Source organism: Pseudomonas zanjanensis (assembly GCF_014268745.2).
GTDB classification, from domain to species: domain Bacteria; phylum Pseudomonadota; class Gammaproteobacteria; order Pseudomonadales; family Pseudomonadaceae; genus Aquipseudomonas; species Aquipseudomonas zanjanensis.
Window position 1 is genome coordinate 2,296,132 of sequence record NZ_JABWRB020000001.1, and the last position, 26,812, is coordinate 2,322,943.

Annotated in this window: 22 protein-coding genes; 13 read left to right on the forward strand and 9 right to left on the reverse strand. The window is 62.0% G+C overall.

What is annotated here, in order from left to right; translation table 11 throughout:
* Positions 1-63: 63 nt before the first annotated feature.
* The 4 genes from xylA to HU715_RS09565 all read left to right on the forward strand — a co-directional run bounded on the left by xylA (position 64) and on the right by HU715_RS09565 (position 5,416).
* Complete coding sequence (gene xylA, locus HU715_RS09550; protein ID WP_186705905.1) at positions 64-1,380, forward strand: xylose isomerase; 1,317 nt, start codon at positions 64-66, stop codon at positions 1,378-1,380.
* Between the two features lie 146 nt (positions 1,381-1,526).
* Positions 1,527-2,528, forward strand: coding sequence for a D-xylose ABC transporter substrate-binding protein (gene xylF / locus HU715_RS09555; protein WP_186705904.1), 1,002 nt, complete (start codon positions 1,527-1,529; stop codon positions 2,526-2,528).
* Positions 2,529-2,722: 194 nt separating this feature from the next.
* Positions 2,723-4,279 (forward strand): D-xylose ABC transporter ATP-binding protein, encoded by a 1,557-nt coding sequence (xylG, locus tag HU715_RS09560; protein WP_186705903.1) that lies wholly within the window; start codon positions 2,723-2,725, stop codon positions 4,277-4,279.
* Positions 4,280-5,416: a sugar ABC transporter permease gene (locus tag HU715_RS09565; RefSeq protein WP_186705902.1), complete on the forward strand. Its 1,137-nt coding sequence runs from the start codon at positions 4,280-4,282 to the stop codon at positions 5,414-5,416.
* A 9-nt stretch (positions 5,417-5,425) separates the two neighbouring features.
* On the opposite strand, the gene HU715_RS09570 is transcribed toward HU715_RS09565, so the two are convergent.
* Positions 5,426-6,034, reverse strand: a complete 609-nt coding sequence (locus HU715_RS09570) for a LysE family translocator (RefSeq protein ID WP_186705901.1) — start codon at positions 6,032-6,034, stop codon at positions 5,426-5,428.
* A 106-nt stretch (positions 6,035-6,140) separates the two neighbouring features.
* Between HU715_RS09570 and gcvA the strand changes: the two genes are divergently transcribed.
* Positions 6,141-7,046 carry a transcriptional regulator GcvA gene (gcvA, locus tag HU715_RS09575; protein ID WP_186705900.1) on the forward strand — a complete coding sequence of 302 codons (906 nt, stop codon included), beginning with the start codon at positions 6,141-6,143 and terminating at the stop codon, positions 7,044-7,046.
* Positions 7,047-7,661: 615 nt separating this feature from the next.
* Complete coding sequence (locus HU715_RS09580; protein WP_186705899.1) at positions 7,662-7,940, forward strand: fructose-bisphosphate aldolase; 279 nt, start codon at positions 7,662-7,664, stop codon at positions 7,938-7,940.
* Between the two features lie 272 nt (positions 7,941-8,212).
* Here HU715_RS09580 and uxuA read toward each other — a convergent pair whose 3' ends face one another.
* From uxuA to HU715_RS09610, 6 genes are all read right to left on the reverse strand, one after another.
* Positions 8,213-9,400: a mannonate dehydratase gene (gene uxuA, locus HU715_RS09585; protein WP_186705898.1), complete on the reverse strand. Its 1,188-nt coding sequence runs from the start codon at positions 9,398-9,400 to the stop codon at positions 8,213-8,215.
* A 16-nt stretch (positions 9,401-9,416) separates the two neighbouring features.
* Complete coding sequence (locus HU715_RS09590) at positions 9,417-10,874, reverse strand: mannitol dehydrogenase family protein (RefSeq protein WP_186705897.1); 1,458 nt, start codon at positions 10,872-10,874, stop codon at positions 9,417-9,419.
* Between the two features lie 17 nt (positions 10,875-10,891).
* Entirely contained in the window at positions 10,892-12,184 is a 1,293-nt protein-coding gene (locus HU715_RS09595) for an MFS transporter (RefSeq protein ID WP_186705896.1), read from the reverse strand.
* Positions 12,185-12,262: 78 nt separating this feature from the next.
* Complete coding sequence (locus HU715_RS09600) at positions 12,263-13,294, reverse strand: Zn-dependent oxidoreductase (RefSeq protein WP_186705895.1); 1,032 nt, start codon at positions 13,292-13,294, stop codon at positions 12,263-12,265.
* A gap of 56 nt (positions 13,295-13,350) precedes the next feature.
* Positions 13,351-14,562 (reverse strand): D-mannonate dehydratase ManD, encoded by a 1,212-nt coding sequence (gene manD / locus HU715_RS09605; protein WP_186705894.1) that lies wholly within the window; start codon positions 14,560-14,562, stop codon positions 13,351-13,353.
* A gap of 4 nt (positions 14,563-14,566) precedes the next feature.
* On the reverse strand, positions 14,567-15,568 hold the full coding sequence (locus HU715_RS09610) for a sugar kinase (protein ID WP_186705893.1): 1,002 nt from the start codon (positions 15,566-15,568) through the stop codon (positions 14,567-14,569).
* A gap of 154 nt (positions 15,569-15,722) precedes the next feature.
* Between HU715_RS09610 and kdgR the strand changes: the two genes are divergently transcribed.
* A complete protein-coding gene (kdgR, locus tag HU715_RS09615) occupies positions 15,723-16,505 on the forward strand; it encodes a DNA-binding transcriptional regulator KdgR (RefSeq protein ID WP_186705892.1) in 783 nt (260 codons plus the stop codon).
* A gap of 860 nt (positions 16,506-17,365) precedes the next feature.
* Here the strand turns inward: kdgR and HU715_RS09620 are convergent.
* A complete protein-coding gene (locus HU715_RS09620) occupies positions 17,366-18,913 on the reverse strand; it encodes a carbohydrate porin (RefSeq protein ID WP_186705891.1) in 1,548 nt (515 codons plus the stop codon).
* A gap of 170 nt (positions 18,914-19,083) precedes the next feature.
* Between HU715_RS09620 and HU715_RS09625 the strand changes: the two genes are divergently transcribed.
* From HU715_RS09625 to HU715_RS09650, 6 genes are all read left to right on the forward strand, one after another.
* Positions 19,084-20,358: an ABC transporter substrate-binding protein gene (locus HU715_RS09625; RefSeq protein ID WP_186705890.1), complete on the forward strand. Its 1,275-nt coding sequence runs from the start codon at positions 19,084-19,086 to the stop codon at positions 20,356-20,358.
* A 21-nt stretch (positions 20,359-20,379) separates the two neighbouring features.
* Positions 20,380-21,342 carry a carbohydrate ABC transporter permease gene (locus HU715_RS09630; protein ID WP_186705889.1) on the forward strand — a complete coding sequence of 321 codons (963 nt, stop codon included), beginning with the start codon at positions 20,380-20,382 and terminating at the stop codon, positions 21,340-21,342.
* On the forward strand, positions 21,339-22,181 hold the full coding sequence (locus tag HU715_RS09635) for a carbohydrate ABC transporter permease (RefSeq protein ID WP_186705888.1): 843 nt from the start codon (positions 21,339-21,341) through the stop codon (positions 22,179-22,181). The genes HU715_RS09630 and HU715_RS09635 overlap by 4 nt, the downstream gene beginning before the upstream one ends.
* A 31-nt stretch (positions 22,182-22,212) precedes the next feature.
* A complete protein-coding gene (locus HU715_RS09640; protein ID WP_186705887.1) occupies positions 22,213-23,352 on the forward strand; it encodes an ABC transporter ATP-binding protein in 1,140 nt (379 codons plus the stop codon).
* Positions 23,349-24,851 carry a glycoside hydrolase family 32 protein gene (locus tag HU715_RS09645; RefSeq protein ID WP_186705886.1) on the forward strand — a complete coding sequence of 501 codons (1,503 nt, stop codon included), beginning with the start codon at positions 23,349-23,351 and terminating at the stop codon, positions 24,849-24,851. The genes HU715_RS09640 and HU715_RS09645 overlap by 4 nt, the downstream gene beginning before the upstream one ends.
* Positions 24,852-24,926: 75 nt before the next feature.
* Positions 24,927-25,919, forward strand: coding sequence for a LacI family DNA-binding transcriptional regulator (locus HU715_RS09650; protein ID WP_186705885.1), 993 nt, complete (start codon positions 24,927-24,929; stop codon positions 25,917-25,919).
* Positions 25,920-26,099: 180 nt separating this feature from the next.
* Here HU715_RS09650 and HU715_RS09655 read toward each other — a convergent pair whose 3' ends face one another.
* On the reverse strand, positions 26,100-26,705 hold the full coding sequence (locus HU715_RS09655; protein ID WP_186705884.1) for a TetR/AcrR family transcriptional regulator: 606 nt from the start codon (positions 26,703-26,705) through the stop codon (positions 26,100-26,102).
* Positions 26,706-26,812 lie beyond the last annotated feature (107 nt).

Sequence of the window (26,812 nt, forward strand, 5' to 3'; positions counted from 1 at the left end):
TCAGCAGCCACGGGGCCGGCGTTAGTATCGGGACACCGCCAAGAATAAAAAGGAAACCTGCACATGCCCTACTTCCCCGGTGTCGACACGATTCGCTACGAGGGCCCCGCCAGCGATTCGCCGCTGGCCTTCCGTCACTACGACGCCAACAAACTGGTGCTCGGCAAACCCATGCGCGAGCACCTGCGCATGGCGGTCTGCTACTGGCACACCTTCGTCTGGCCCGGGTCGGATGTGTTTGGTGCCGGCACGTTCAAGCGTCCGTGGCAGCACGCTGGGGATCCCATGGAAGTGGCCATCGGCAAAGCCGAAGCGGCTTTCGAGTTCTTCTCCAAGCTGGGCATCGACTACTACTGCTTCCACGACACCGATGTCGCTCCGGAAGGCAATTCGCTCAAGGAGTACCGCAACCACTTCGCCCAGATGATCGACCACCTGGAACGCCATCAGGAACAAACCGGGATCAAGCTACTGTGGGGCACCGCCAACTGCTTCAGTAACCCGCGTTTTGCCGCCGGCGCCGCCAGCAACCCGGACCCGCAAGTGTTCGCCTGCGCCGCCGCCCAAGTGTTCAGCGCCATGAACGCCACCCAGCGCCTCAAAGGCTCCAACTACGTGCTGTGGGGCGGTCGTGAAGGCTACGAAACACTGCTCAATACCGACTTGAAACGCGAGCGCGAACAGCTGGGCCGCTTCATGCGCATGGTGGTCGAGCACAAGCACAAGATCGGCTTCAAGGGCGACCTGCTGATCGAACCCAAGCCCCAGGAGCCGACCAAGCACCAGTACGATTACGACAGCGCCACGGTGTTCGGCTTCCTGCAGCAGTTCGGCCTGGAAAACGAGATCAAGGTCAACATCGAAGCCAACCACGCCACCCTGGCCGGTCACAGTTTCCACCACGAGATCGCCACGGCCGTCTCCCTGGGGATTTTCGGCAGCATCGACGCCAACCGCGGCGATCCGCAAAACGGCTGGGACACAGACCAGTTCCCCAACAGCGTCGAGGAAATGACCCTGGCCACCTATGAAATCCTCAAGGCCGGTGGCTTCGGCAATGGCGGGTTCAATTTCGATTCCAAGGTCCGACGCCAGAGCCTGGACGAAATCGATCTGTTCCACGGCCACGTCGGCGCCATGGACGTGCTCGCCCTCGCCCTGGAACGCGCGGCGGCCATGGTGCAGAACGATCAGTTGCAGGCATTCAAGGACCAGCGCTACGCCGGCTGGCAACAACCCTTCGGCCAAGCGGTCCTAGCCGGCGACTTCAGCCTGGAATCGCTGGCCGAGCACGCCTTTACCAACGACCTGAATCCCCAGGCCGTCAGCGGTCGCCAGGAGATGCTCGAGAACGTGGTCAATCGGTTTATCTACTCCTGACAACGGGCAAAAGTCGGGGCACAGCGGCTGTTACATTCTCGCGACAAATCTGTGCCCACGGCGCCCTGCAACGCTCTACAGTTCTACCCGGTATCACGCTCATCGTCAGGCAGTGTCTTTCAAACAACAATAAAAGGACGCACCACATGAAAAGATTCAAACGTACCCTGCTCGCCGGCGCCCTCGCCCTGCTCTCGCTTCCGGTCATGGCCGATGCGACCCATCCGAAAATCGGTTTCTCCATCGATGACCTGCGCCTGGAACGCTGGTCGCGGGATCGCGACTACTTCGTCGCGGCGGCGGAAAAACTCGACGCCAAGGTCTTCGTCCAGTCCGCCGATGCCAACGAGCAGAAGCAGATCTCGCAGATTGAAAACCTGATCTCCCGTGGCGTCGATGTGATCGTCATCGTGCCGTTCAACGCCACCGTGCTGACCAACGCCGTCGCCGAAGCCAAGAAGGCCGGGATCAAGGTCGTCTCCTACGACCGACTGATCCTCAACGCCGATATCGACGCCTACATTTCCTTCGATAACGAAAAGGTCGGCGAGATGCAGGCCAGCGGCGTGCTGAAAGCCGCGCCCAAGGGCAACTACTTCCTGCTCGGTGGCGCGCCCACGGACAACAACGCCAAGGTCCTGCGCGAGGGCCAGATGAAAGTGCTGCAACCGGCCATCGACAAGGGTGATATCAAGATTGTCGGCCAGCAGTGGGTGAAGGAATGGAACCCCACCGAAGCCTTGAGCATCGTGGAAAACGCCCTGACCCGGAACAACAACAAGATCGATGGCATCGTTGCTTCCAACGACGCCACCGCCGGCGGCGCCATCCAGGCCCTGGCCGCACAGAAAATGGCCGGCAAGGTGCCGATCTCGGGCCAGGACGCCGACCTCGCGGCGGTCAAGCGCGTGATCGACGGCACCCAGACCATGACCGTCTACAAGCCGCTGAAGCTGATCGCCTCCGAAGCCGCCAAGCTCTCGGTGCAACTGGCCCGCAACGAGAAACCGGCCTTCAGCTCGCAGTACGACAATGGCAGCAAGAAAGTCGACACCATCCTGCTCACCCCGACGCCGTTGACCAAGGACAACATCGACCTGCTGGAAAAGGACGGGTTCTACACCAAGGCGCAGATCGCCGGGCAGTGATCTGAGTGCAACCCTGGGAGACCTGTGGGAGCGGGCTTGCTCGCGAAAGCGGTGCACCAGTCAACATTGATGGTGCCTGACATACCGCCTTCGCGAGCAAGCCCGCTCCCACAGGGACTTAGCCTGACCTTGGCATTAGGGTGAGGCTGTTTCCTCCCCGCCGATGTGTAAGCCCTTTTTCATGAGCCCTTGCCATGTCCGACTACCTGCTGCAAATGAACGGCATCGTCAAAACCTTTGGCGGTGTCAAAGCCCTGAACGGCATCGACATCAAGGTCCGGTCCGGGGAATGCGTTGGCCTGTGCGGTGAAAACGGCGCGGGCAAATCCACCCTGATGAAAGTGCTGTCGGCGGTCTATCCCTACGGCACTTGGGAAGGCGAGATCATTTGGGACGGCCAGCCGCTCAAGGCGCAGTCCATCAGCGAGACCGAAGCCGCAGGGATCGTCATCATTCACCAGGAGCTGACCCTGGTCCCCGACCTGTCGGTGGCCGAAAACATCTTCATGGGCCACGAGCTGACGCTGCCCGGCGGGCGCATGAACTACCCGGCGATGATCCACCGCGCCGAGGCCCTGATGCGCGAACTCAAGGTGCCGGACATGAACGTCTCGCTGCCGGTTTCCCAGTACGGCGGTGGCTACCAGCAGTTGGTGGAAATCGCCAAGGCGCTGAACAAGCAGGCGCGACTGCTGATCCTCGACGAGCCCTCTTCAGCCCTGACTCGCTCGGAAATCGAGGTGCTGCTGGACATCATCCGCGACCTCAAGGCCAAGGGCGTGGCCTGCGTATACATCTCCCACAAGCTCGATGAAGTGGCCGCCGTGTGCGACACCATCTCGGTGATACGCGACGGCAAACACATCGCCACCACCGCCATGGCGGACATGGACATTCCCAAGATCATCACCCAGATGGTCGGACGGGAAATGAGCAACCTCTACCCCACCGAACCCCATGACATCGGCGAGGTGATTTTCGAGGCGCGCCACGTCACCTGCTACGACGTCGATAACCCCAAGCGCAAGCGGGTCGACGACATTTCATTCGTTCTCAAACGCGGGGAGATTCTCGGCATCGCCGGGCTGGTCGGCGCCGGTCGCACGGAACTGGTTTCCGCGCTGTTCGGCGCCTACCCCGGTCGCTACGAAGGCGAAGTCTGGCTGGGCGGCCAACCCATCGATACGCGCACGCCGCTCAAGTCGATCCGCGCCGGCCTGTGCATGGTCCCTGAAGACCGCAAGCGCCAAGGCATCATTCCTGACCTGGGGGTGGGCCAGAACATCACTCTGGCGGTGCTGGACAACTACGCAAAACTGACCCGCATCGACGCCGAAGCCGAACTGGGCAGCATCGACAAGGAAATCGCGCGCATGCACCTCAAGACCGCGAGCCCGTTCCTGCCGATCACCAGCCTCTCCGGCGGTAACCAGCAAAAAGCCGTGCTGGCCAAGATGCTCCTGACCAAACCCCGGGTGCTGATTCTCGATGAGCCCACCCGTGGCGTGGACGTCGGCGCCAAATACGAGATCTACAAATTGATGGGCGCGCTGGCAGCCGAAGGCGTGTCGATCATCATGGTGTCCTCGGAACTGGCCGAAGTCCTGGGGGTTTCCGACCGCGTCCTGGTGATCGGCGAAGGCCAGTTGCGCGGCGACTTCATCAACCACGAACTCACCCAGGAACAGGTGCTCGCCGCCGCGCTCAGCCACCCCGATGGCCATAACAATAATGATCGGAAGTCCGCGTAGATGAATCAGGTCAAACAGCTGTTTTCCCGCTACAAAATGCTCGCGCTGGTGATCGCCGTGGCGCTGATCTGGCTGTTCTTCAGCTGGCAGACCGACGGTGGGTTCCTGACCCCGCGCAACCTGTCCAACCTGCTGCGGCAGATGTCCATCACCGGGATCCTGGCCTGCGGCATGGTGCTGGTGATCATCAGCGGCGAGATCGATTTGTCGGTGGGCTCGTTGCTTGGGCTATTGGGTGGGCTGGCGGCGATCCTCGATGTGGTCTATCACATCCCGCTGCTGGCGAACCTGAGCCTGGTGGCTTTGTGCGGCTTGGTGATCGGCTTGGGTAACGGCTACATGACCGCCTACCTGCGCATCCCGTCGTTCATTGTCGGGCTGGGTGGCATGCTCGCGTTTCGCGGCATCCTGCTGGGCGTGACGGGCGGCACCACCATTGCCCCGGTGTCACCGGAGCTGGTCTATGTCGGCCAGGGGTATTTGCCGCACACGGTCGGGACCGGGTTGGGCATCCTGCTGTTCGCCCTGACCCTGTTCCTCACCTGGAAACAGCGGCGCAACCGCGCCCTCCATGGCCTGGCAGCCCACTCCCTGGTGCGTGATGGGTTGCGCGTGGCATTGATCGGCGCGGTGCTGGCCGGCTTCGTCTACACCCTCAACAGTTACGACGGCATTCCGGTGCCGGTGCTGCTCCTGCTGATCCTGCTGGGGGTGTTCAGCTACGTCACCAGCCAGACCGTGTTCGGCCGCCGCGTCTACTCGGTGGGCAGCAACATGGAAGCCACGCGCCTGTCCGGCATCAACGTGCAAGCGGTGAAGCTGTGGATCTTCGGCATCATGGGCGTGATGTGCGCCCTCGCCGGCGTGGTCAACACCGCCCGCCTGGCCGCCGGTTCACCCTCGGCCGGCAACATGGGCGAACTCGACGCCATCGCTGCGTGTTTCATCGGCGGCACCTCCATGCGCGGCGGTTCCGGCACGGTCTACGGCGCTCTTCTCGGTGCGCTGGTGATCACCAGCCTGGACAATGGCATGTCCATGCTCGACGTCGACAGTTATTGGCAGATGATCGTCAAAGGCAGCATTCTGGTGCTGGCGGTGTGGGTGGATGTGAGTACGCGCACTGGGCGGCGGTGATGGGCTCCGTCATTTGCTGGCGGACGCCATCAACACACCAAAGCCCAGGAACGTGATGCCCGACAGTTTGCCGACAACCCTGGCGCCCTGGCTCGACGAGAGCCAGCCCCTGGCGCCATTGGCCATCAGCGCATAGCTGGAATGCACCAGAACCACAAGCACGCTATAGGACGACACCAGCAAGAAAAACTGGCGGTAGTAATCGCCCTCCGGCTTGATGAACTGAGGGAACACGGCCAGGAAGAAGAACCCGGCCTTGGGGTTGAGCAACTGGATCGACAGTGCCTCGACGAATCGCCGCCATGGACGCGGCGACGTGGCTTTGAGTTCGGGAATAAAGCGCTGTGTACGCCACATCTTGATGCCCAGGAACAGCAAGTACGCCGCCCCGATGTATTTGAGCAGCGTGAAAGCCGTCGCCGAGGCCGCCAGGATCAACCCCAAGCTGCTGGCGCAAATAGCAGCCACGATAAACGCGCCCGTCGCGATCCCGAAGATACCCGGCAGCGCGCCGCGCCAGCCATGGCGTAGAGCATTGGATAGCGTCAGCACCACGCCTGGGCCCGGGCTGAGCACCGTCAGGGTCGCCAGGATCAGAAAAAGTCCGTAACCGGCCATGCATCACTCCACATTGAAGGCAAATTGCTGCGGCCTTCAGGGTGGCGTGGCACGTGGGGACTGACAAACGCTTTAATTGCGCCGCATATGTGACTAAATTAGACACATGATCGCCAACCTCCCCCCGTTGAACGCCGTCCGCGCCTTCGCCGCTGCCGCTCGCCACCAGAGCTTCAGTCGCGCCGCCGAAGAGCTGCACGTCAGCCACAGCGCCGTCAGCCGTCACGTCAAGTTGCTCGAAGAGCGCCTGGGCGTACTGCTGTTCGAACGTCGAACCCGGCAATCCTTGCTCACCCCGGCGGGTAGAATTTTCTACGAGCAGGTCAGCGAGGCCCTGACGCAAATCGCCAACGCCGCCACCGCACTGACGCGCAATGCGGCCCAACGCAAAGTGACCATCAACGTGCGCCCTTCCTTTGCGGTGCGCTGGCTCATCCCTCGACTGCCGGACTTCATGGCGCGCCATCCGGACATCAAGCCCGAGGTCGTCACCAGCACCCGGTCTCCGGATCCCGCACGGGAATCGTTCGACGTGGTCATTCGGCGTGGAGATGCTGGCTGGTCGGCCGAGGTGCAGCCCACCCTGTTACTGGAAGACGACCTGCTGCTGGTCGCCGCCCCGTCGTTGCTGCAAAACGTACCGTTGGAAAGCCTCCACGACCTGGCCCGGCACACCTTGTTATCGGGCAGGACACGCAGCGACGATTGGCAGGATTGGGTGGAGCACGTCGGGATCGATCCATTGAACAACCCGCCGACCCTGCAATTCGATCACATGCACCTGGTGCTGCAGGCGGCCGTCGATGGCCTGGGCGTGGCGTTGTGTCCGGCTTCGCTGTTGGGTCGGGATTTGTCCAACGGGCGCCTGGCCTGCCCACTGCCGGGGTTGCGCATGCCGCTGGCTCGTTATTACTACGGGGTTTCTGGGAGTGCGGTGACGGAGACGATGGTTTTTGTTGAGTGGTTGTTGAATCAGGTCCATCAGCCCATCACTTGCCCGCCCGATCATTGACTGAGCGAGCCCTATGACCGCTTTGGGCTGTGGGAGCAAGGCTTGCCGCGATGAGGATAACGCGGTCTTCCGGGGAAACGAGGCGCCTGCATCGCGAGAAAGCTTTGCTCCCGCAGAGATCCGCGCACTTCAGGGGTAGCGGCAAGAGGCGGTCCGAAAATCTCGTAGGAAATTACTTCTGTGGCGAGGGGATTTATCCCCGCTGGGCTGCGAAGCGGCCCTAAACCGGCAACCTTATTTGCCAGGTATACCGCAGGCGCCGGTTTTGCGACTGCTGCGCAGTCGAGCGGGGATAAATCCCCTCGCCACAAGGGCCGCGGGGCGTCCTACAGGTCGGTTGTGGGTGCCGGGATCGGCTTCTATAGTTGGGTTCGTCGCTGGCTTTTGTCAGTGGCTGTGGGTTTCGCAGCCCTCGATGAAAAAGATCTAATACCGTCAAATGAAATTCAGGCAAACTTGCCCGCGTTCGTTTTATGGCGGTTGTGCGCGGGAGACTTTCGGGTCTGCCGAGTTTTTGGATTCTTTTCCTCGGTCTGCGAACCCTCGCGCAACTGCCACCCATTCGATTCGCAGCGAAAAGGTGGCATTTCTTTTTTCTTAAAGGAATTCAACCTCATGACAACTCACTCATCCAACCGCTTCACCCCTCTCACCCAAACCGCCACCACCCACCCCGTGCTGCTGATCGACACCCAAGCCCCACTCCCCGAACTCCATGCCTGTGCCAGCGAGCGCCTGCACGCCACGCTCGATTACCTGACCTTGGTGGCCTGCAGCAGCCTGCGTGATTCAGCGGCCAGCGACCTCAACACCATCACCAATGTCGCGCGGATCCTGGTGCAGGACGTCGCGGATGTGTTCGGCGTGATCGAGCGGCGCGGGCTCGAAGGCTGAGCCATTGTGGGAGCGGGCTTGCTCGCGAAAGCGGAGTGTCAGTCACATTAACTGCTGAATGTTAAACCGTCTTCGCGAGCAGGCTCGCTCCCACAGGGTATTGCGGTAGCCCGAGCATTTCTCAGGAGTTTACCTCCCGTGGCGAGGGAGCTTGCTCACGCTGGGTTGCGAAGCGGCCCCAAACCGGCTGAATGCGATCGGCCTGATGCACCGAGGTGCCGGGTTTTAGGGCTGCTGCGCAGCCCAGCGGGAGCAAGCTCCCTCGCCACAGGTTAGTGTGCTACTCGGTCCAGTTGTCGGCGAACGGCCAGTTCTACTCCGCGGATTTCCGCCAGGCCCTTGAGGCGGCCGATCAGTGAGTAGCCGGGGTTGCTTTTGCGGTGCTGGTCGTCGAGCAGTTGATGCCCATGGTCCGGGCGCAACGGCAAGCGCGGACCGCCTTCGCGTTCGCGTCGGCGCTCTTCGGCCACCAAGGCGCTGATGACCCCGACCATGTCGACGTCGCCGTCCAGGTGATGAGCTTCATGGAAGCTGCGTGGGTCGCTTTCCCGGCGGGTTGAGCGCAGGTGGGTGAAGTAAATGCGCGGCGCAAAGTGCTTGGCCATCGCCACCAGGTCGTTGTCTTCACGCACGCCATAGGAGCCGGTGCAGAACGTCAGGCCATTGGCCGGGCTGGGCGCGGCGTCCAGCAGCCATTGGGCGTCTTCGGCGGTGGACAGGATGCGCGGCAAGCCGAGCAATGCCCGGGGCGGGTCGTCCGGGTGGATCGCCATGCGCACGCCCACCTCCTCGGCAACCGGGATCACCGCGCGCAGGAAATACCCCAGGTGTTCGCGCAACGTGGCCTCGTCGATGTCGGCGTAGGTGCGCAGCAAGTCCCGGAAGTTGTCCAGGCTGTAGTGTTCCTCGGCGCCGGGCAAGCCCGCGATCAGGGTGTTGACCAGGGCTTCGCGCCGGGCTGGCGTCAGTTGTTCGAAATAGTCCTGGGCCTGCTGGATGTCCTCGGCGCTGTATTCGGCCTGCGCCCCCGGGCGTTGGAGGATGAACAGGTCGAAGGCGGCAAACGCGGTTTGATCGAAACGCAAGGCCCAGCCGCCATCCGCCAGCTCAAAGGACAAGTCGGTACGGGTCCTGTCCAGCACCGGCATGAAGTTATAGCAGACGATATCGATGCCGCAGCTCGCCAGGTTGCGCACGCTTTGCTGGTAGTTGGCGATGTATTCGTCGCGCCGTCCGCAGCCGCGCTTGATGTCTTCGTGCACCGGAATGCTTTCCACCACCGACCAGCTCAAGCCGGCCGTTTCGATCATCTGCTTGCGCGCCGCGATGGCGTCCACCGGCCACACTTGGCCATTGGGGATTTCGTGCAGCGCGGTGACGATACCGGTCGCACCGGTCTGGCGAATGTCCGCCAGGGAGATCGGGTCCTTGGGGCCAAACCAACGCCATGTCTGTTCCATGTTTCTCTCCTTTTTATCAGTTGGATGCGGCAAGGGTGTGCAACAGGCTATCCACGCCATCGCGCGTCAAGGCGTCGTAGGCGCGGTGCACGGCGTCGCGAAATGCTGGGCGAGCCGAGAGCGGCGGCGGGAAGACTTCCTGCAGATCGAGGACGGCATTCACCCGCGAGGCGCCCTCGAAGCGTCCCGCAAGGTCGGCAAAGGTCGCGCTCAGCGGGTCGTCAACCACGTGGGCCGGACGACCGGGCAACGGCTGCGTGCAGTAGTGGATCCATGCCGCGATGCCCAGGGCGGTGCAGTCGATGCCGCGCCCTTGGTCGAGCAATTGCTGCGCGCCGAGCAACCAGCGTTGTGGCAGTTTCTGCGAGCCGTCCATGGCGATCTGGCGCAAGCGATGTTGCAGGCTGTCGTTGGCAAAGCGCGCCAGAAGGTCGTTGGCATACACCGAAAGATCGATCCCGGCCGGCATGTCCAGGGTCGGCGTGGCTTCCTCGGCCATGTAGCGCTCGATGAGGCGTGCCAGCCTCACGTCGCTAACGGCCTCGAAGACCGACTCATGGCCGGCCAGCAGTCCCACGTAGGCCAGCAACGAATGGCTGCCATTGAGCATGCGCAGCTTCATCGTTTCAAACGGACGCACATCTTCCACCATTTGCACGCCCTCCACTTCCCAGTCCGGGCGGCCGAGGGGAAAGTGGTCCTCGATCACCCACTGGCTGAAGCGCTCGCAAACGACTGCCGCACGGTCGTGACAGTCGAGTTGCTGTTCCAGCCGGCGGAAGGATTCGTCGTCCATGGCCGGCACGATGCGGTCGACCATGCAACTGGGAAAGGCCACCTGTTGCTCGATCCACCGCGCCAGCGCCTCATCCTGCAACGCCGCCAATGCGCTCACCGCCTGGCGGGTGCGCTGGCCGTTGTCGGGCATGTTGTCACAGCACAACACCGTGAAGGCCGGGACGCCTGCGGCGCGACGGCGACGCAGGGCTTCCAGGACAATGCCGGGGGCCGAGCGTGGCGTGTGTGGGTGGGCGATGTCATGGGCAATCGTCGGGTCTTCGCGGCGCAATTGCCCGGATGACGGGCTCAGGCAGTAGCCTTTTTCGGTGACGGTCAGCGTGACAATCCGGGTTTGCGGCGCGGCCATGCGTTGCAGCAACTGCTCCAGTTCCTCGCCGCCCTCGCCCACGAACAAGGCCTGGCGCAACACCCCGATCTCGCGCAGCGTCACCTGCTCGCGGTCGCGGTACTCGGCCACATGATAGCGGCCGTCCTGTGTGCGCAACTGCTCGACTAAAGTGCGATTGGAGCGCAGGTTGGCGCTGCACACGCCCCAATCGCTTTCGCCATGGCGATTGAGATGGCGTTGCAGGTAGACCGCCTGGTGCGCGCGATGAAACGCCCCCAGGCCCAAGTGCACGATACCGATCTGCGTTGCAGTGCCGGTGCTAGGTACACGGTTCACAACAGGCATCGACTCACTCCTTCTGTTCAGGAACGGCCCAAGGCCGAAGCAGGTTGCGGGCTTTGCGCCGCCGCGTGGCCGGTATCCGCCACCGACAGCGGTTTAACGTAGCGCGCCACACACACGGCACCGATCACGGTCAACAGCCCCGCCAGCAGGAAGGCACTGGTGAACGAACCGGTGAACTGCACCAGGAAGCCCGTCAGGGTCGGGCCGACAATGCCGGAGGTGTTCGCCAGGAAGTGCATGAAACCACTGACGCCACCCACTCGCGCAGCGGGGACGGTGTCCTGGATGATCGCCCAGTAGATGGCACCGGTGAGGTACAGGAAGAACACTGCCAAGGCGACCAGAATCACCGCCGGATACAAGGTACTGACCATCCCGGCACAGGCGATGCAAACGGCGCAAGCCAGCAGGCAGGTCACCAGCACCACTTTGCGGGAGAACATCATTTTTCCGGTTTTCTTGAACACGAAGTCGGAGATGAAGCCGCCCAGGGCCAGGCCGAGGAAACCCAGCACCCAGGGAATGACCGTGGCGATGCTCATGTCCTTGACGTTCAGGCCGTGGGCCATGGTCAGGTAGCTGGGGAACCAGGTCAGGAAAAAGAACAAGGTGTAGTTATAGGAAAAGAACGCCAGGGAGGTGAACAGCACCGTGGGCTGCTTGAGGTAGAACCGCAGCGGGAACACCGGTTGTGCCGCCAGCTCGCTTTGGCCCTCGGCCTGGAGAATAGCGTCGGCGCCCTCGCCTTCTGGCCGCTCCTTGACGAACTTGTACCACACGGCCGCCCAGATCAGGCCGACGAGCATGATGATAATGAACGACACCTTCCAGCCGTAGGTGACGGCGATGAAACCCACCACCGGGCCGGAAATCGCGCCACCCAGCGGCGTACCGGACATCGATGCGCCGATGGCCCGCGCCCTGCGCTTGGGGGTGTACCAGTTGTTCACCATCTTGCTGGTGGTGACGCTCAACGGTCCTTCGCCCATGCCGAACAAAATCCGGATAAGCACCAGTGAAGCGAAGCCCACCGTCAGCACGGTGAGACCACTGAACAGCGACCACAAGACCATGGCCAACAGCAACGTGGTCTTGGCGCCGTAACGGTCGGCGGCCCAGCCACCGATGAAGTTGAAGGCGGCATAGCCGACGAAGAAGCTGCTGAAGATCATGCCCATCTCACCCGTGCTCAGACCGTAGTCCTTCTGGATGAAAGGCGCCGCCACAGACAATGCCGACCGGTCGAGGTAATTGATGACCCCGGCCAGGAACAGCATGATGATGATTAAGCTACGTCCTTGACCAAACATGGTGGAACCTCCCGCTTGTTGTGTTTATTCGGTGAGGGTGCCCATGACAGGCACGGTGAAACCGGTGGTAGCGACGGCTCAGTGATGGGCGTTCGTCAGCTCCACCAGCACTTTTCGGGTTTGCTCTGGGTGCTGTTCGATCAGGTCGATGGCGCCGGGCATTTCGTCGAAGGTGACGCGATGGCTGATCAGGTCCTGGACCTGCAACTTGCCACTGGCGATCAGTTCGATCACCCGCGGGAATTTGCGATTGTTGAGCCGTGAGCCCACCAGGGTCAGTTCCTTCTTGATCATTTCCAACTGCACCAGATCACTGGGCGTAGCATTGAAGCCCAGCAATCCGATACGCCCGGCCGGCGAGGCCAGGCGCACCATCTGCGGCATCAGTGCCGGTATGCAGGCGGCATCGACAATCAACGGCACGCCTTCGCCTTGAGTGTGCTCACGCATCAGCGCTTCGACATCGACTTGCTGGCCGTTGAGGGTCCGACTGGCGCCGAGTGCTCGCGCCGTCTCCAGGCGGCTGTCGATGACATCGGTGACGGTGATGTCGGTCAATCCCAACGCCTTGGCCATCTGCACCAGGGTCAGGCCGATTACTCCGGCACCGTAGATCAACACGCTGTCGCCCGGTTGCGGCTGCATGCGATCGAGCACGTTCAAGGCAATGGAATAAGGTTCGACCAAGGCGCCGTGGCTGAGGGACATCGAATCGGGCAGGCGATGGGCGTTCTCGGCTGGTACGCAGACCTGTTCGCTGAAGCCACCGTCGCGGTGCACGCCGATCACTTGCAGCCGCGTGCAGACGTTGGGCCGGCCAATGCGGCAGGGATAACAGGTGCCGCAACTGATCACCGGATCGATGCACACCCGGTCGCCCACCTGCAGGTGTTCGACGCCTTCACCGACTTGCCGGATCACCCCGGAGAACTCATGACCGGTGACCCGGGGGAAACGCACGAATGCGTTCTGCCCATGAATGATGTGCATGTCCGAGCCACAGATGCCGGCATACGCCACATCGACCTGGACCTCGCCTTGGGCGACCTCGGGTCGGTCGACCTGGGCCAGCCCGAACTCGAAGGGTGCTCTTACCTGGAACGCTTTCATCGGGTCACTCCTGGCGGGACGTTTTCGCCCCGTTTGCTCAAAGGGTTGGAACGGCTTCACCAATGCCAGAGCGTGCCGTCTTCGAGACGGTTGACCGGCAGGCTGGCACGTTTGTAGGGATATTGGCGGGCAAGGTCTTCATCGATGTCGACGCCATGCCCCGGTGTTTCACCCGGGGTGAAGTGGCCGTCCTCGAAGCGATAGGCATGGGGGAAGACTTCATCGATACGGTCTTCGTGAGGCATGTGTTCCTGGATGCCGAAGTTGGGCACCCAGGTATCGAAATGCAGGGCCGCGCCCATGCACACCGGGGACAGGTCGGTGGCGCCGTGAAAGCCCGTGCGCACCTGGAACAGCGCGGCGAAATCGGCAATGCGCCGCACATGGGTAATGCCGCCGGCATGCACCAGCGTCGTGCGGATGTAATCGATCAACTGCTCCTGGATCAACTCGCGGCAGTCATGGATGGAATTGAACACCTCACCCACGGCCAATGGCGTGGTGGTGTGCTGGCGAATCAGCCGGAAGCTCTGCTGATTTTCCGCCGGCGTGCAGTCTTCCAGCCAGAACAGGTTGTACGGTTCCACGGCCTTGCCCAGGCGCCCGGCCTCGATGGGCGTCAGGCGATGGTGCACGTCGTGGAGGATATGCAGGTCGTCACCAAAGCGTTCGCGCACGGCGGCGAACAACTTGGGCACGTAGTTGAGGTACTTGGCGGTGTCCCACACGTGCTCGGCAGGCAGGTCGCTGTCGGCGGGCTCATAACGCTCGCCGCTGCGCTTGGCGACGCCATAGGTGGTGGCAATGCCGGGCACGCCGCATTGCACACGCACGGCTTTATAGCCCAGCTCGATGTGACGGGCGACTTCGTCCAGGCACCCTTCGATGTCCTTGCCGGTGGCGTGCCCATAGACCATCACCCGCTCGCGACTCTTGCCGCCGAGCAGTTGGTACAAGGGCATATTCGCGGCCTTGGCCTTGATGTCCCACAGCGCCACGTCGACGGCGGCGATAGCGGTCATGGTCACCGGCCCCCGACGCCAGTAAGCGCCGCGATACAGGTACTGCCAGATGTCCTCGATGCGGTGGGCATCGCGGCCGATCAACGCGGGCAGGACGTGCTCTTCCAGGTAAGCGACCACCGCCAGTTCGCGGCCATTCAAGGTGGCATCGCCGATACCGTAAATGCCCTCATCGGTGACGATCTTCAAAGTGACCAGGTTGCGGCCCGGACAGGTGACGATGACGCGCGCTTCAACGATTTTCATAAAATCAGACCTGTGCAACAGAAGGAAGTGAGGACGCGCCCATGTTCGGCATCGCCGCGTGGGGAATCAGCGCACCCCGGTATTGGACGACCTGGGCCGCCAGGCGATGACCCCAGCGGGCGGCCTGCTCCGGATCGCCGCCGCGCAGGCGGCAGGCCAGGTAGGCGGCGCTGAACGAATCACCGGCCGCGGTGGTGTCGACGACATGGGAAACGGTTTGCGCGGGCACGTCGAAACACCCCGTCGGGCACTGGATCAAGCAACTGGCGGCGCCACGCTTGAGGGCGACTTCGCGCACGCCCAGCTCTGCATAGGCGCTGAACAAGGCCTCCGGGTCGCGATAGCCGAACAGGGCCACGTCATCTTCCCAGGTGACCAGGGCCAGGTCGGTCAGGTGCAACAGGTCGCGGTAGACCTGCCGGGCGGTTTCAGGATCGGGCCAAAGATGGGGACGGTAGTTGTTGTCGAAGACGATGCGCGTGCCGGCCCGGCGGGCCAGGTGCACGGCGTCGATCAAGCGTTGGCGCCCTGCTGGCGTGAGGATCGCCAGGCTGATGCCGCTCAGGTAGGCGTAGTCGTAGTCGGCCAGTGCCTCGAGCATGGTGTCGGCCTCGGGACCTTCGAACATGCGTCGCGCCGCTGCTTCCCCGCGCCAGTAGTGGAAACGCCGCTCGCCGTGTGGATCGGTCTGGATGAAATACAGCCCGGGCAGCGCGTCCTCGATCACGCGGACATGGGCGTCACCGATCCCTTCGGCCAGCCAGGAGCGGCCCATGGCGACGCTGAACGCATCGTTGCCCACGGCCGTCATGTAGTCCACGGCCACAGCGCCACGGGGATTCAATCGGGCCAGGTAGACCGCGGTGTTGAGCGTATCGCCACCGAACGTCTGCGTGATCGCGGCGCCCGGCTCACCGCGCATCTCGATCATGCATTCCCCCACCAGCACCACCTTCAGCGGGCGAGTGAAGCGGGTCTCGGAGTCATGGTTATGCGTCAAATCCATTATTACGCGCCTTTTCTTTATTTTTAAAACGGCGTTTCATTTTTGTCTCAAGGCCCGAGTCTAGTCAGATTTCCGCCCTCGTCAAGGAAAAATGAAACAGCGTTTTGTTCTGCTAGCGTATATCCTTGGGTTTTACTTTCACGTTGGAGCCTTCATGGACAACAGCGTCATTCCAAACAACGATCTGGTGTCGGCGGTGGGCCGGACCATGGCCGTGCTTGAGGCACTGGCCGAGCATCCGGAAGAAAGCGGCGTGTCGGAAATCGCCAACAAGCTGGACATGTCCAAGGCCACGGTCTATCGCTTCCTCCAGTCGCTCAAGGCCCGTGGGTATGTGGTTCAGGACGCCGAGGACCGTTATCGCCTCAGCGTCCGGCTGTTCGAATTGGGCGCCCAGGCCCTGCCCCACCTGGACATCGTCCGGGAAGCGGAGCCCGGGATGCGCAGGATCAACGAGCTGACGGGCGAGACCGTGCACCTGGGGATTCTCGACGAAGGCAGCATCGTCTACGTGCACAAGATCGACTCCAAGTACAACCTGCGCATGTACTCGCGGATCGGCCGGCGGGCGCCGTTGTACTGCACCGGCATCGGCAAGGTGCTGATGGCCTGGCTCGAAGAAGACGAACTGCTCGCCCACCTGGCGCTGGAAAGCTTCGAGCGCCGCACCGCCAACACCCTGACCAGCGTCGAGGCGTATCTGCTGGAATTGGAGACCGTTCGCCAGCAAGGCTATGCCGAGGACCATGAAGAGTTCGAAGACAACATGCGTTGCCTGGCCGCGCCAATCCGCGACCGCTTCGGCCACGTGATCGGCGGGATGAGCGTTTCATTCCCGTGCTTTCGCTTCCGGGAAGAGTTGAAGCAGGACTACGTCAAGCAACTGATGCAGGCCACCCAACAGATTTCAAGTCAGTTGGGTTGGCATGGGCACTGATGGCCGTCGACAAACCCGTGGCGAGGGAGCTTGCTCCCGCTCGGCTGCGAAGCAGTCGTGAACCGGCAGGTGCGGTGTGTCTGACGCCCCTCATGCGGCAGGTTTTGGGGCCGCTTCGCGACCCAGCGGGAGCAAGCTCCCTCGCCACAGGTCCGTCGCCGTTCTTAAGTGAACCGCATACCTGTGGGAGCGGGCTTGCTCGCGAAGGCGCCGGCACATCCAACATCATTGCAATCTGATCCACCGCTTTCGCGAGCAAGCCCGCTCCCACAATGGATCTTCACCAGGCTCAAAGTTCATATGTACCGCAAAACCTGTGGGAGCGAGCCTGCTCGCGAAGGCGTCAGCACATCCAACATCACTGCAAGCTGACCCTCCGCTTTCGCGAGCAAGCCCGCTCCCACAATGGATCTTCACCAGGCTCAAAGTTCATATGTACCGCAAAACCTGTGGGAGCGAGCCTGCTCGCGAAGGCGTCAGCCCATCCAACATCACTGCAAGCTGACACTCCGCTTTCGCGAGCAAGCCCGCTCCCACAATGGATCTTCACCAGGCTCAAAGTTCATATGTACCGCAAAACCTGTGGGAGCGGGCTTGCTCGCGAAGGCGTCGGCACATCCAACATCATTGCAAGCTGACCCTCCGCTTTCGCGAGCAAGCCCGCTCCCACAATGGATCTTCAGCAGGCAAAAAATCATATGTCCCGCAAAACCTGTGGGAGCGGGCTTGCTCGCGAAGGCGTCGGCACATCCAACATCACTGCAAGCTGACACTCCGCTTTCGCGAGCAGGCTCGCTCCCACAGGGATGTGGGGTGCTCATGAGCCTTGCATTCAGCTTGCAGGTTTCACTGGGCGGGCCTCAGAACCAGGTTTCCATCTGGATGCCGTACTGCCAGGTGCCGCCGGCGTTGAAGTCGGTCTTGCCGAAGGCGTCCGTGGTGCTGTACCTGTCCAGGTCCGACGACCAGTTCATGACGCTGGCGAACAGGCGCAGCTCAGGGCGGGTGAGCAGATCGCCCAGGTCGGGCTTGAAAGTCGGAGCGACCGTGAATTTCCAGAAGTTGCCGTCGACCGCATTACGTTGCAGGTAGCCCTTGGGGTCGAGCTGCATGGTTTGCCAACTCATCTCGTAGGCCATCTCGAAATTGCTGTTGATTTCGTTGGCCAACCGCACGTTCAGGGTCATCCAGCGGTAGTCGTCGCCCTTGACGTAGCGGTCCTTGCTTTGCTCGGCCAGAAGGCTTGGGCCGATGCGCCAGTTGGGCGCCAGCGGCGTCTCGCCGTACAGCGCCAGACGCAACGCACGGGCGTCGTCGATCAGTTCGCCGTCGGCGCCGACATTCTTGACCTCCGCCCCCAACCCCTGGCCATAGAGCAGCGCCGTCTTGAAGAAGCCTTCGCGACCGAAGAAGTTTTTCTGGTGATTGGCAACCATGCTGTGCAAGCCGGAATCGGCCGGCGTCAGCCCTGCTTCGTTGACGCGGGTGCCGACGTCGTTTTTCTTCGAGCCGATGGCGTTGAACATCCACTGCCACTGCCCGCCGTCGAAAAACTGATTGGAGGTCAGGATGTAGCTTTCCACATCGGCATTGACACCGCCCTCGCTGAAATCCCCGTAGTTACGACCGATCAACGAGTAGTTCGAGCGCCAGTCCTTGGTCATCTGTATGTCATAGATGCCGCCGCCAGTGCCGGCCAGATAGACCACGTCCGAGTCCAGCCAGTGAATGTCGAAGTTGTCCCTGTCGAAGCGCTTGCCGGCCCATAGGGTGGCGTTTTCGAACATCGAATTGCCCTTGAATGCCGCCAGGTGATCGAGTTCGGTGAACACCTGGCGCACGTTCAGGTTGCTTTCCTCGGCGGTCCAGTCGTTGGAACTCTCCACGCCATCGGCGATGGACACCGTGAATTTGGAGCGGGTGCCGTTCTGCGCATACAGCTCTTTCGACAAGTCGATGCGCATGTAGGTGTCGTCCTCGTTACCGAGCCGCCCGACGGCGCCGCCGACAGAACCGGCCGGGGTGGTGTAAGGACCGCCACGACCACCGCCCAACCCATCGTTGATCAGCAAGCCGGAACGGGCGTAGCCCTTGAAGCTGAAGCCGTCGGTGAGGTGTGCGCCACTGCCCGGCTTTTCCGTGCCTTGCTGACTGGCCTCGAGTTTTGCCAGGCGGGCATCGACCGTTGGCGTCGCAACGGCGGCGACAACCGGTGGCGTGGCGAGTTTGATCTGCTGCAATTCCCTGGCGAGTGCCTGGGTTTGCTGTTCGGCGGCGGCGGCACGTTTTTCCGCTGCGCTGGCACGGGCCTCGAACGCGGCCATCCGCTCTTCCAGCGTCGCGGCCTGAGAAGTGGTCGCCGAGACGCCGAGCACGCTTGCGAGTAGCCAGCTTGATGCTTTCTGCATGTGGATTTTCCCTGTTTTGTTTTTATTGTTCTGTTGCCGCGAACGGCCTTTTTCGCCCAGGTCATGAATTGTCTAACCGAAGGAAAAAAAGGATGCCTCAGCGCAAATACACTGCTACATTTGGCGATGTTAACGTTAACTTTTCTAAAAACAAAAATAAAGAGGGCTTTATGAAACAACTCAAATCGCTCCTTCCAGCGGCGTTGCTCGGCCTTTGCGTCGGGTTTCCAACCCTGTCGATGGCCGCCAACCTGACGATTTCCTGCGGGGCCGTGGGCGCGGAATTGCAACTGTGCAAGGAGGCTGTCGAGGCCTGGTCGAAGCAGACCGGCAACAGCGTCGAGGTAGTGTCCACGCCTAACTCGGCGACCGAGCGGCTGTCGTTCTACCAACAGATCCTCAGCGCGCAATCCAGCGATATCGACATCATCCAGATCGACATGGTGTGGCCGGGCATGCTGGCCAAACACTTGATGGACCTGCGCGAAGTGCTGCCTGCCAATGCGACCCAAGGTTATTTCCAGGCCCAAGTGGACAACGCCACGGTGAACGGGCGCCTGGTCACCATGCCGTGGTTCACCGACTCGGGGCTGCTGTATTACCGCAAGGACTTGCTCGAGAAATACAACAAGCCCGTGCCCCAGACCTGGGAAGAAATGACCACCACCGCCAGGGCTGTCCAGCAAGCCGAGCGCGATGCCGGCAATGCCAACGCCTGGGGTTATGTGTTCCAGGGGCGCGCCTATGAAGGCCTGACGTGCAATGCACTGGAGTGGATCAGCAGCCAACCGCAAGGCGGACTGGTCAACGCCCAAGGCGATATCGTGGTCAACAGCCAGGCCTCAAGGGCGGCGTTGACCTTGGCCAAAAGCTGGGTCGGCGACATCGCCCCCCGTGGCGTGCTCAATTACACCGAGGAAGAAGGACGCGGTGTGTTCCAGTCGGGCAATGCGCTGTTCATGCGTAACTGGCCGTATGTCTGGGCCCTGGTGCAAAGCCAGGACAGCGCCGTGAAGGACAAGGTCGGCGTCGCGCCCCTGCCCCGCGGCGGCGCGACGGGCACCCACGCATCCACACTCGGCGGCTGGGGCCTGGCGGTGTCGCGCTACAGCGCCAACCCCAAACTCGCCGCCGAACTGGTGAGCTACCTGAGCAGCGCCCAACAGCAGAAACACCGCGCCCTGGTAGGCGCCTATAACCCAGTGATCGAGTCGCTCTACCAAGATCCCGAGTTGCTCGCGGCCATGCCTTACTACAGCCAACTGCACAGCATTCTCAACGATGGGGTCATGCGCCCCGCCTCGATCACCGCCGACCGCTATCCACGGGTCTCCAATGCGTTCTTCGATCTAGTGCATGGCGTACTGGCGGGCGAGCGGCCGGTGGATCAGGCCCTGGCCGAGCTGGAAAGCGAACTCACGCGAATCAAACGCCGGAACTGGTAAGCCACAAGGAAGGAAATCACCATGTCTGCCTCCACCACACTCGCCCCTGACGACGAGTACCTGCTCACCCCGGAAACGCCGGTACAACGCCGTCGCGTTCGCGCTGCCTGGCTGTTCCTGACCCCGATGCTGCTGTGCCTGGCCCTGGTGGCGGCCTGGCCGCTGTTGCGCACATTCTGGTTCAGCCTGACCGACGCCAGCCTGGCCGACACCGGCGACGCGACCTTTGTCGGCTTGAGCAACTACCTGTTTTATAGCGGTTCCGCCTGGTCAGGCCTGCTCGTCGATCCACAGTGGTGGAATGCGGTGCGCAACACCTTGCATTTCACCGTGGTCTCGGTGGGATTGGAAATGGTCCTGGGGTTGCTGGTGGCGCTGCTGCTCAACGTCCAGTTCAACGGACGCGCCCTGGTGCGGGCGTTGATCCTGATCCCTTGGGCGATCCCGACCATCGTCTCGGCAAAAATCTGGTCATGGATGCTCAACGACCAGTTCGGCATCATCAATCACCTGATGCTCGGCCTCGGCCTGATCGACGCGCCCCTGGCCTGGACCGCCGACGCGGACCTGTCGATGTGGGCGGTGATCATCGTCGACGTCTGGAAGACCGTGCCGTTCGTTACCCTGCTGATGTTGGCGGCCTTGCAAATGCTGCCCAGCGATTGCTACGAAGCCGCCCGGGTCGATGGCATTCACCCGGTTAGGGTGTTCTGGCGGGTCACCCTGCCGCTGCTGATGCCGGCGTTGTTGGTGGCAGCGATCTTCCGCATCCTCGATTCCCTGCGGGTCTTCGACGTTATCTATGTGTTGACCTCGAACTCGTCGAGCACCATGAGCATGTCGGTGTATGCCCGCCAGCACCTGGTGGAATTCCAGGACGTCGGTTACGGCAGCGCCGCCTCGACCTTGCTGTTCCTGGTCGTCGCGGTGATCGCCATGGCTTATCTGTACCTCGGACGCCGTCAGCTGGAGGTGCGCTCATGAGCCCGCGCCTGCTGAAAAAAGCCCTGTTGCGCCTCGGATTCTGGTGCCTGATCGGAATCTTGCTGGTGTATGCGGTCTTCCCGTTCTACTACGCCATCGTGACGTCGCTGAAGCCGTCCAGTGCCTTGTTCCAGGTGAGTTACTGGATCGACAATCCCGACTTTTCCAACTATGCCGCCGTGCTCAACCAGGCCTCGTTCCTGCGGGCTATCGGCAACTCGCTGGTGGTGGCGCTGTGCGTGGTCACCCTGGCGCTGTTCCTCAGCCTGACCGCCGCTTATGCCTTGGGCCGGGTGAAGTTTCGCGGGCGCGGTCCGGTGTTGATGATGGTCTTGGGCGTTTCGATGTTTCCCCAAGTCGCGGTGCTGTCGGGACTGTTCGAGGTGATCCGTTTCCTGGGCCTGTACAACACCTCTTGGGCGTTGATCCTGAGCTACACGATTTTCACCCTGCCCTTCACCGTCTGGGTGCTGACCACCTTCATGGGGCAACTGCCCCATGAGCTGGAAGAGGCCGCGATCATGGACGGCGCCTCACCCTGGATCACCCTGACCCGGGTGCTGTTGCCGCTGCTCTGGCCGGCACTGGTCACCACTGGCCTGTTGGCCTTCATCGCCGCGTGGAACGAGTTCCTGTTTGCCCTCACCTTCACCCTGACCGACTCGCAACGCACCGTCCCGGTGGCCATCGCGCTGATTTCCGGCGGCAGCCCCCATGAGTTGCCCTGGGGCCTGTTGATGGCGGCGTCGGTGCTGGTCACGGTGCCCTTGGTGATTCTGGTGCTGATCTTCCAGCGCCGCATCGTTTCCGGCCTCACTGCCGGTGCGTTAAAGGGTTGAGGCCCAACACAAATAAGAAAGGAACAGCATCGTGATCAAGTTGAAGCTGGACAACGTGAACAAACAATTGGGTGGCGCGCGCATTCTTCGTGACGTCAGCCTGGAAATCTCGGCCGGTGAGTTCGTGGTCTTCGTCGGCCCTTCGGGCTGCGGGAAGTCGACCCTGCTGCGCCTGATCGCCGGGCTGGATTCGATCTGTGGCGGCGACCTGCTGATCGACGGTCGCCGGGTCAACGACCTGGAGCCGCGCGAGCGTGGCGTCGGCATGGTGTTCCAGTCCTATGCGCTGTACCCGCACATGAGCGTCTACGACAACATCAGCTTTGGCCTCAAGTTGGCCAAGACCGAAAAGACCAGCCTGCGCGAGCGGGTGCTGAAAACCGCGCAAATCCTGCAATTGGACAAGCTGCTGCAACGCAAGCCACGGGAACTGTCGGGCGGCCAGCGCCAGCGCGTGGCCATGGGCCGAGCCATGGCACGGGAGCCGGACATCCTGTTGTTCGACGAGCCGCTGTCCAACCTCGACGCCTCTTTGCGCGTGCAGATGCGCAACGAAATCGCCCGGCTGCATGGGCGACTGGGTTCGACGATGATCTACGTGACCCACGACCAGGTCGAAGCGATGACCTTGGCCGACAAGATTGTCGTGCTCAATGGCGGGCGCATCGAGCAGGTCGGCTCGCCACGGGAACTCTATGAGCGTCCGGCCAGCCGTTTTGTCGCCGGATTCCTCGGTTCACCCCGGATGAATTTCATTGCCGCGTTCCTGCATACGCCGGGCGAAACCAGCCATGTGGAAAGCCTGGTGCTGGGCATGACGTCCCTGCCCGTCGACAGCTCGGGCCTGGCGGCGAATACGCAACTGAGCCTGGGGATTCGCCCGGAACATCTCTCCCTCAAGGCGGCACAGGGAACGACCGGCCTCGTGGTGAGCGCGGTCGAATACCTGGGCAGTGAAACCTATGTGCACCTCGACACTGGCCAGGACGAACCCATGGTCTGTCGTTGCGAGGTCAACGCCGGATGGCGGGTGGGTGACCGGGTCGAGCTGCAACTGGATATCGACAACCTGCATGTGTTCGACGCCCACGGCACGGCGTTGAAGCGCCACACCATCGACAGCCTGCCTGCTGGCGTGGCTCCACGCCCGGCATCTGCGGGCGCCCTATGACCTTGTCCTTGAAGAACATGAACAACCTAATGCCAGCCTCTCTCGAAAGGGCCCAGCAGGCCCTGATCGATAACCTGCCTCACCTGATCCATGACTATCGACCCGACTATCACCTGGCCCCGCCAACGGGTTGGATGAACGACCCTAACGGGGTGGTGTTCTTTCGTGGCGAGTACCACGTGTTCTACCAACACCACCCCTTCGACGCCAAATGGGGCCCGATGTACTGGGGTCATGCCAAGAGTGCCGACCTGGTCCATTGGCAGCACCTGCCCATTGCCCTGGCACCCGGCGACGACTTCGACCGCGACGGCTGTTTTTCCGGTAGCGCGGTGGTGTGTGGCGACACCTTGGCGCTGATCTACACCGGGCACACCTGGTTGGGGGACGTCGGTGACGAACGCTTCATCCGCCAGGTCCAGTGTCTGGCCACCAGTGTCGACGGCGTCCGGTTCGTCAAGCATGGCGCCGTCATCGAGCACGCACCGCAAGCGGCGATCATGCATTTTCGCGACCCCAAGGTCTGGCAGGAAGACGGCTATTGGTACCTGATTGCTGGCGCACGCCTGGGCGATACGCCGCTGCTGCCGCTGTACCGCTCCACCGATCTGCACACCTGGGAATTTCTCGACTACGTGTCCAGCGGCAATGAGGGCGATGGCTACATGTGGGAATGCCCGGATCTGTTTCGCCTGGACGGACGCGATGTGCTGCTGTATTCCCCGCAAGGCATGAAGCCCGAAGGCTATGAACGGCTCAACAAGTACCAGACCGGTTATCGCATTGGCCAGCTCGACAGCGACTGGCACTTCAGCGGCGGGCCGTTCATCGAGCTGGATAACGGTCACGACTTCTACGCCGCGCAAACGCTGGTGGCCCCCGATGGTCGGCGCCTGGTGTGGGCCTGGCTGGACATGTGGGAAAGCCCGATGCCGAGCCAGGCCCATCACTGGTGCGGCATGCTCGGTTTGCCCCGCGAGCTGGAATTGCAGGGCGATCGCCTTGGCGTGTTTCCGGCCCGAGAGCTGACGGCGCTGCGCCAGGCGCCGTTGCCGAGCGTCGCGCCATGGGCTGAGTCCGGCAGCCGCTGGGTGCCGCAGGTGACAGGCGACCGGTTGGAAATCCATGTGCACCTGGATCTGCTCGGTTGCAGCGAAGGCCAACTGGGCATCGCCTTGCGCTGCAGTGCCGATGAGCGGGAACAGACGCTGCTTTACTACGACGCGACACTGCAACGCTTGGTGCTCGATCGCAGCCGCTCGGGGGCGCAAGTGAGCGGTCAGCGCAGCGTGTCGATCGATCAGGCGCAAACGCAACTGCACCTACGGGTGTTTCTCGATCGCTCGTCCATCGAGGTGTTCGAGGACAATGGCCGTTTCAGCCTCAGCAGTCGCCTCTATCCCCGGCCCGACAGCCTCGGGGTGAAATTGTTGGCCAACGGCACTGGCGGGCGCGTCGCCATTGCCAACGCCTGGCCGCTGGGCTCGGGTTGGCTATGAGTCACGTCATCCGAGTCGCGAGAAGCGCGGGCGCTGTGGCATGATTCGGCGTCAACCTGACTGGCCGCACTTCGCATGACTTCCGTGAAAGACGTTGCACAGCTGGCCGGCGTATCCCTGATGACGGTTTCGCGAGCGCTCAACACGCCGGAAAAACTGAGCCCCGAAACCCTCGAACGGGTCCGTCGCGCCATCGATGAACTGCAATTCGTACCGAGCCTGTCGGCGCGCCGGATGCGCGGCGACAACCTGCAAGCACGCACCATCGGGGTGTTCGCACTGGACACCGCGACCACGCCGTTCGCCGTCGAGTTGCTGCTGTCCATCGAGCAGACCGCGCAGCAGGCGGGCTGGAATGTGTTCATCCTCAACCTGCTGAGCAACCCGCCCACCGACCAGAACATCGATCTGATGCTGTCGCACCGTCCCGATGGCTTGATCTTCAGTGCCATGGGCTTGCGCCAGGTGAGCATTCCCGAGCGACTCAAGCGCAAACCGCTGGTGCTCGCCAATTGCCTGGCCGATGACCACCAGTTGGTCAGCTATGTGCCGGATGATGAAGCCGGGCAGTATCGCGCCGTGCATCATGCGTTGAGCCAAGGCTATCGGCGCCCGCTGTGCATCAATCTGCCCAGGAAAAGTGTGGCCTGGCGCCTGCGTCAGCAAGGCCTGCAACGCGCCTGCCAGGCCTTCGGGCTGGCGCCGGATGCGCTCCTGCAATACGATCTTTCCGATCACGATGCCTACGGTGAAACCGCCGCCATTCTCGACCGGCATATCGTCGACGGCCGTCCGCAATTCGACATCCTGGTCTGCGGCAACGACCGCATCGCCTTTTGTGCCTATCAATGGCTGTTGGGCCGCGGTTTGAAAATTCCCGGCGATGTCGCGGTGCTCGGCTATGACAACATGATCGGCATCGCCGAACTGTTCATGCCGCCATTGACCACGGTGCAACTGCCTTACTACGAAATCGGTCGCCAGGCGGCCCGGCACCTAATCGAGACCCTTGAGGTATCGGGCCCTCAACCGGTGGATTGCCCGCTGGTGGTCAGGGCTTCGCTATAAGGTCGCCGGCAGCCTGTGGCCAGAGATGCACCTTTTGTTGCTTAAGTGAACAGCATCATGATCACTCCGATCCCTGTGGGAGCTGAGCTTGCTCGCGATAGCGGTGGGTCAGGCTGCATTGAAGTTGTATGTGCCGCCGTCATCGCGAGCAAACTCGGCTCCCACATTGATTTCGGGTGCTTATGATTCGGTGTCCACGGCAGGCTGCTGCGCGGGTGCTGGCGGCAACGACGCGATGATCCGGGCGCGGCACACCTCGAGGATTTCATCCGCCAGGGCGGAATCGTCCGGGCAGGACCGCGACAACATGATCGCGCCGACGGCATGGGCCAACATGTCGAGCATCTTCGCCCTCACCTCTTGCTGCGGCGCCTCTTGCCCGGTGTCGTACTGGCTTTCAAGCGCCGCCAGCGTGTTTTCGATGCCGTTGGCAAAGGTCGCCTTCAGCTCGGGCGGTTGACGGGCAGCATCCCCGCACAGCGCCGCCATGGTGCAACCGCCGCCGGGGGCGTCACGGTGCTCCCTGGACACGTAGACATTGACGAACTCAGGCACGCCGATACCCACATTGTTGGTCAGCGATTGCGCCAGGCCGTTCGCGGCCGCTTCGGCCATCAGGTCGGCCTTGGAGCCGAAATGCTTGTAGAAACCGCCATGGGTGAACCCGGCGGCCGCCATCAGATCCGCCACACCCACGCCGTCAAAGCCTCGCTCACGAAACAGGACAGAGGCCGTCTCGACGATGTGCTCCCGATTGGCCTGGGCCTGGGCCTTGGTTACGCGCATTTTCCACTCCCTCGTGCTGCTCAAAAATCATGCTCACATCATACATAGATGTCGAGCATAATCAAATTCGTTGACAGTTTAGATTTCGGTCATCATCCTAATGAAAA

Coding starts and splice junctions, on each gene's coding strand:
- xylA (WP_186705905.1), top strand. CDS start 64: ATGCCCTACTTCCCCGGTGTCGACACGATTCGCTACGAGGGCCCCGCC.
- xylF (WP_186705904.1), top strand. CDS start 1,527: ATGAAAAGATTCAAACGTACCCTGCTCGCCGGCGCCCTCGCCCTGCTC.
- xylG (WP_186705903.1), top strand. CDS start 2,723: ATGTCCGACTACCTGCTGCAAATGAACGGCATCGTCAAAACCTTTGGC.
- HU715_RS09565 (WP_186705902.1), top strand. CDS start 4,280: ATGAATCAGGTCAAACAGCTGTTTTCCCGCTACAAAATGCTCGCGCTG.
- HU715_RS09570 (WP_186705901.1), bottom strand. CDS start 6,034: ATGGCCGGTTACGGACTTTTTCTGATCCTGGCGACCCTGACGGTGCTC.
- gcvA (WP_186705900.1), top strand. CDS start 6,141: ATGATCGCCAACCTCCCCCCGTTGAACGCCGTCCGCGCCTTCGCCGCT.
- HU715_RS09580 (WP_186705899.1), top strand. CDS start 7,662: ATGACAACTCACTCATCCAACCGCTTCACCCCTCTCACCCAAACCGCC.
- uxuA (WP_186705898.1), bottom strand. CDS start 9,400: ATGGAACAGACATGGCGTTGGTTTGGCCCCAAGGACCCGATCTCCCTG.
- HU715_RS09590 (WP_186705897.1), bottom strand. CDS start 10,874: ATGCCTGTTGTGAACCGTGTACCTAGCACCGGCACTGCAACGCAGATC.
- HU715_RS09595 (WP_186705896.1), bottom strand. CDS start 12,184: ATGTTTGGTCAAGGACGTAGCTTAATCATCATCATGCTGTTCCTGGCC.
- HU715_RS09600 (WP_186705895.1), bottom strand. CDS start 13,294: ATGAAAGCGTTCCAGGTAAGAGCACCCTTCGAGTTCGGGCTGGCCCAG.
- manD (WP_186705894.1), bottom strand. CDS start 14,562: ATGAAAATCGTTGAAGCGCGCGTCATCGTCACCTGTCCGGGCCGCAAC.
- HU715_RS09610 (WP_186705893.1), bottom strand. CDS start 15,568: ATGGATTTGACGCATAACCATGACTCCGAGACCCGCTTCACTCGCCCG.
- kdgR (WP_186705892.1), top strand. CDS start 15,723: ATGGACAACAGCGTCATTCCAAACAACGATCTGGTGTCGGCGGTGGGC.
- HU715_RS09620 (WP_186705891.1), bottom strand. CDS start 18,913: ATGCAGAAAGCATCAAGCTGGCTACTCGCAAGCGTGCTCGGCGTCTCG.
- HU715_RS09625 (WP_186705890.1), top strand. CDS start 19,084: ATGAAACAACTCAAATCGCTCCTTCCAGCGGCGTTGCTCGGCCTTTGC.
- HU715_RS09630 (WP_186705889.1), top strand. CDS start 20,380: ATGTCTGCCTCCACCACACTCGCCCCTGACGACGAGTACCTGCTCACC.
- HU715_RS09635 (WP_186705888.1), top strand. CDS start 21,339: ATGAGCCCGCGCCTGCTGAAAAAAGCCCTGTTGCGCCTCGGATTCTGG.
- HU715_RS09645 (WP_186705886.1), top strand. CDS start 23,349: ATGACCTTGTCCTTGAAGAACATGAACAACCTAATGCCAGCCTCTCTC.
- HU715_RS09650 (WP_186705885.1), top strand. CDS start 24,927: ATGACTTCCGTGAAAGACGTTGCACAGCTGGCCGGCGTATCCCTGATG.
- HU715_RS09655 (WP_186705884.1), bottom strand. CDS start 26,705: ATGCGCGTAACCAAGGCCCAGGCCCAGGCCAATCGGGAGCACATCGTC.